This window comes from Asaia sp. W19 (genome assembly GCF_003994335.1).
Taxonomy (GTDB): Bacteria; Pseudomonadota; Alphaproteobacteria; order Acetobacterales; family Acetobacteraceae; genus Asaia.
In genome coordinates this window covers 1-3,419 of sequence record NZ_PNQZ01000011.1, presented here as the reverse complement: position 1 = coordinate 3,419, position 3,419 = coordinate 1, and the positions used below count along the sequence as shown (strand labels likewise).

At 62.1% G+C, this 3,419-nt stretch carries 7 protein-coding genes; 5 read left to right on the top strand and 2 right to left on the bottom strand.

Annotated features, from left to right (window positions below; all coding sequences use genetic code 11):
- Window positions 1-99: 99 nt before the first annotated feature.
- The 5 genes from C0V97_RS01640 to C0V97_RS01620 all read left to right on the top strand — a co-directional run bounded on the left by C0V97_RS01640 (window position 100) and on the right by C0V97_RS01620 (window position 2,387).
- A complete protein-coding gene (locus C0V97_RS01640) occupies window positions 100-825 on the top strand; it encodes a hypothetical protein (RefSeq protein ID WP_127100074.1) in 726 nt (241 codons plus the stop codon).
- Window positions 826-849: 24 nt separating this feature from the next.
- Window positions 850-1,215 carry a hypothetical protein gene (locus C0V97_RS01635; protein WP_127100100.1) on the top strand — a complete coding sequence of 122 codons (366 nt, stop codon included), beginning with the start codon at window positions 850-852 and terminating at the stop codon, window positions 1,213-1,215.
- Window positions 1,208-1,483, top strand: a complete 276-nt coding sequence (locus tag C0V97_RS01630) for a hypothetical protein (protein WP_127100098.1) — start codon at window positions 1,208-1,210, stop codon at window positions 1,481-1,483. Before C0V97_RS01635 ends, C0V97_RS01630 begins: the two co-directional genes overlap by 8 nt.
- Before the next feature lie 132 nt (window positions 1,484-1,615).
- Window positions 1,616-2,107: a lysozyme gene (locus C0V97_RS01625; protein ID WP_127100096.1), complete on the top strand. Its 492-nt coding sequence runs from the start codon at window positions 1,616-1,618 to the stop codon at window positions 2,105-2,107.
- Window positions 2,108-2,147: 40 nt separating this feature from the next.
- Window positions 2,148-2,387, top strand: coding sequence for a hypothetical protein (locus C0V97_RS01620; protein WP_127100094.1), 240 nt, complete (start codon window positions 2,148-2,150; stop codon window positions 2,385-2,387).
- A gap of 4 nt (window positions 2,388-2,391) precedes the next feature.
- Here the strand turns inward: C0V97_RS01620 and C0V97_RS01615 are convergent, their stop codons facing one another.
- A complete protein-coding gene (locus tag C0V97_RS01615; RefSeq protein WP_127100092.1) occupies window positions 2,392-2,610 on the bottom strand; it encodes a hypothetical protein in 219 nt (72 codons plus the stop codon).
- A 364-nt stretch (window positions 2,611-2,974) separates the two neighbouring features.
- Window positions 2,975-3,419: IS5 family transposase (locus C0V97_RS01610; RefSeq protein WP_127100090.1), on the bottom strand; the 445-nt coding region annotated here is incomplete at its 5' end.

Below are 3,419 nucleotides of genomic sequence, written 5' to 3'. Positions count from 1 at the left end.
CGCCATGGTTTTCGGTCGGCTGACGCCGGGCGACGTGACCTGTCCTGCAGGCGCTGCCGATCGGCGCGCCACGACCATGACCATCAGGGAGCGCCTGTGATGCCCAAACTCGCCTCTTTCGTGCTCGAGGCCTCGAATAATCCGGGAACCGGCCCCTTTGCCCTGAGCGGTGCGCCAGCCGGTCGGCGCGGGTGGAGCGGCGCGTTTGAGGATGGCGAGGTCTATTACTGCGCCGATGACGGTACGCAGGCCGAATGGGGGATCGGGCGGCTCACGCATGGCACGCCCGCCGTCATCACGCGCGACAAGGTGCTGGGCACGACGCAGGACCGGACGGACAGGCTCAATTTCACGGGGCTGGTCTATGTCTATTCCGACCTGCCCGCCGAGGCCGTACCCCCGCCCGTTACGCAGGGGATCAAGACTCTGCCTGAATCGGTCTGGACCAGTGCCCTGCAGACGCTGGGAAGCCTGGACGTGACGGCGAGCGGCACGACGCTCCGGGCCGAATTCGCGGCCAATCTGCAAGTCGTACCGGATGCCACAGCCTCCGGCTCGTGGCTGGCCGTGCGCACGGTCATCGGGATCTGGACGGTGGATGCGCAGGGCAACAGCCCGGCCCAGCCCATGGCCGCGACAGGGGCGAACACGCGGATCGATCGGTCTTACGCCCAGACCGTCACAGCGCGGTTCATGGCCACGAATCTGACACCCGGCACGAAGCTGCGGATCGGAGCGAGCGTGCAGGTGCTCACGGGGAGCCAGGGCAGCACGCCTCTGACTCTCAAGATGACCGATGCGGCCTTCACCTGGATCTCGGTCTGACTGGCAGGAATGAGGATACCCATCATGAGAGTGCAGGAAACCTGCCTCGGCGCAGCGCTGGCCCTATGGGCCTGCCTGCTTCTGGCGTTGCCTCCGGCGGATCTGACATGGCCCGGCCTTGGGGAGTTGCTCGCCATTCTGCCCCGCGCCGATGATCCGGCGCTGGTCTATGCGTTGCTGGCCTGGCTGACGGGCGGGGCGCAGATCGTGGGGGCAGTGTGCAATTACCGCCCGCTGCGCAGGGCCGCCGCCATTGCGGCCTTTACGGCCTGGGCGTTTATCGCCTGCGGGCTGATCGCCCCGGCTGCCTTGGTGCCCGCGATCGCGGCCTATGGCGCGCTTGCGCTGCTCAATGTGCGGGCAGCGCTGGGGAGAATGGGCAATGCCTGAGAACCTCACCCCGCAGCCCTGGTGGGTCGCGGTGATCGGCGGGCTGCTCTTTACCATCCGCTGGCTGATCGGTTTCGGCGCATCGAGCGCAAAGGCGACGATCGAGTCACAGAAAGAGGATCTCGACCGGCTGAATGCCCGTGTGGACAGGCTCGAAGAGCGCGAAAGGGAAAACCTGACGCTGATCGAGGAATTGCGGGCGCAGAATGCGGAACTGCGCAAGCTGCTGAATCGCACATTCAGCAATCTCGACAATGGCCCTCTCTGATCCTGCCTTCATCGTTCTCACAGTCACTGACGCCAGCCGCCTTATCGGGCGGCTTTTTTTGGCCGAGCGATCGGCCGAATGCGCACGAATGGGCCGCCTGATGCCCGTTCTGCTTCATTCCGGAGAGGTCTTATGAACGCAACCGATATCGCGCTCGCACTCATTTCGCGCGACGACTTCGAGGGGCTGCGCCTCTCGCCCTATCTCTGCCATGCAGGATACTGGACGATCGGCATTGGCAACCGCTTCACCGCTGACGGCGCAGCCATAACCCAGCGCACGGCGCCGATCACTAGGGACGAAGCCGTCAGGCTCGCTCGTGAAACGCTCGAAGGGCTGGCAGCGAAGCTGCGCGCGGCGGTGAAGGTGCCGTTAACCCCCTGGCAGGAAGGCGCGCTTCTTTCCTGGCAATTCAATGTCGGCACGGCGGCGATGCGTAGCTCGACCCTGCTGGCGTTGCTGAATCAGCGCCAATACGCAGCGGCAGGTCAGCAACTCATGCGCTGGGACAAAGCGACCGTGAACGGGCGTCTCACTGTCCTGCCGGGGCTTCAGCGCCGCAGGCGCCTGGAACTCGCCGTCTATTCCGGCCACCCGATCGCCGGGGTTTCTTTCACGGCCTGACGGGCCGGATCTGCAACATAATCGAGCATGAGGATTCATTATGAACCTGGACTGGCAGCAGCTTTATGCGACCTTTCTCCCCTTCATCCCCGCCGAGATCGCGGGCGATCTGACCCTGGTCGGAACGTTCATCATCGCGCTTTGCGCCTTGGTGGCCCGGTTCTGGCCAAAGCCCGCCACGGGCTCGAAATGGTTCGCCCTTTACAGCCTGATCAACAAGATCGGGATGAACAGCAAGCACGCCGCGAATGCGGACGATGCCGAAGAGCCAAGGAGATAGTGCCTCACGGCTCCGCCGTGTCGCGCGGCTGATCCTGCTCGGATCTCCAGTCAGGTTTTGCCCTGCTGAGTAGGGGAAGCTGCCAATTCGCCATATAAGGGCCGCATCGCCCGCCATCGGACAAGGCGACCTCGTCAAAGGGCTTCGTGCAGGCTTTGCATCGCAGGCGCTCAGCAATGTCATTCACCCGGCAATGCGCGATATCGGGGCGCGTTTCGAGCATAAGCCTCAAGCCTGATACGGATGACGCCCCACAGCTGCATTTGGAATAAACCCACAGGTCCCAATCCGCCGCCAGGCGTGCGGGCATCGTGGCGAGTTTCTCATCGAGCGCGGGATGGGGCGATATTGGTCTGGGCATGAAGCGAACGAAATAGGAACACGCGAGGCGAGTCAATGAATTTCGAGGCGTTCGGAGGATGACTGGGTCACGCGCAGACTTCCAATTGCGGTTTGCAAGGATACCCTGTTAATTGAGGCCCAACCTGATGGGGTATCCACTTTGTTGCTTGATCCTCACGCAATATGATCGATCTGCAACGCTTTTCTATCTAGGTTTGTCTCGCTACGACTGTTAGGCTCAGGACTCATAGCCAGAACATGACGGTTGCGGCGAGGCATATGGCTAAGAAGAAGACGGTCGGGCATCTGTCGTAGCGGGTTGCGACCCGCCGCCAGTCCTTGAGACGGCCGAACATGATCTCGATGCGGTTGCGTCTTTTGTATTTTCGTTTGTCATATTTGACGGGTTTCCCGCGGGATTTTCGTCCTGGAATGCAGGGTTTGATCCCTTTTCCCTCCAACGCATCCCGAAACCAGTCAGCATCATAACCTCGGTCTGCCAGCATCCACTTTGCCATAGGAAGACTGTCCAGCAGAGCAGCGGCACCGGYATAATCGCTGATCTGCCCCGCCTTCATGAAGAAGCTCGGCGGTCGTCCGTTCTGATCGGSGACCGCATGCAGCTTCGGATTCATGCCGCCTTTTGKCCGTCCGATCAGGCGGTCTGGGTCCCCTTTTTTAGCCGCAGGC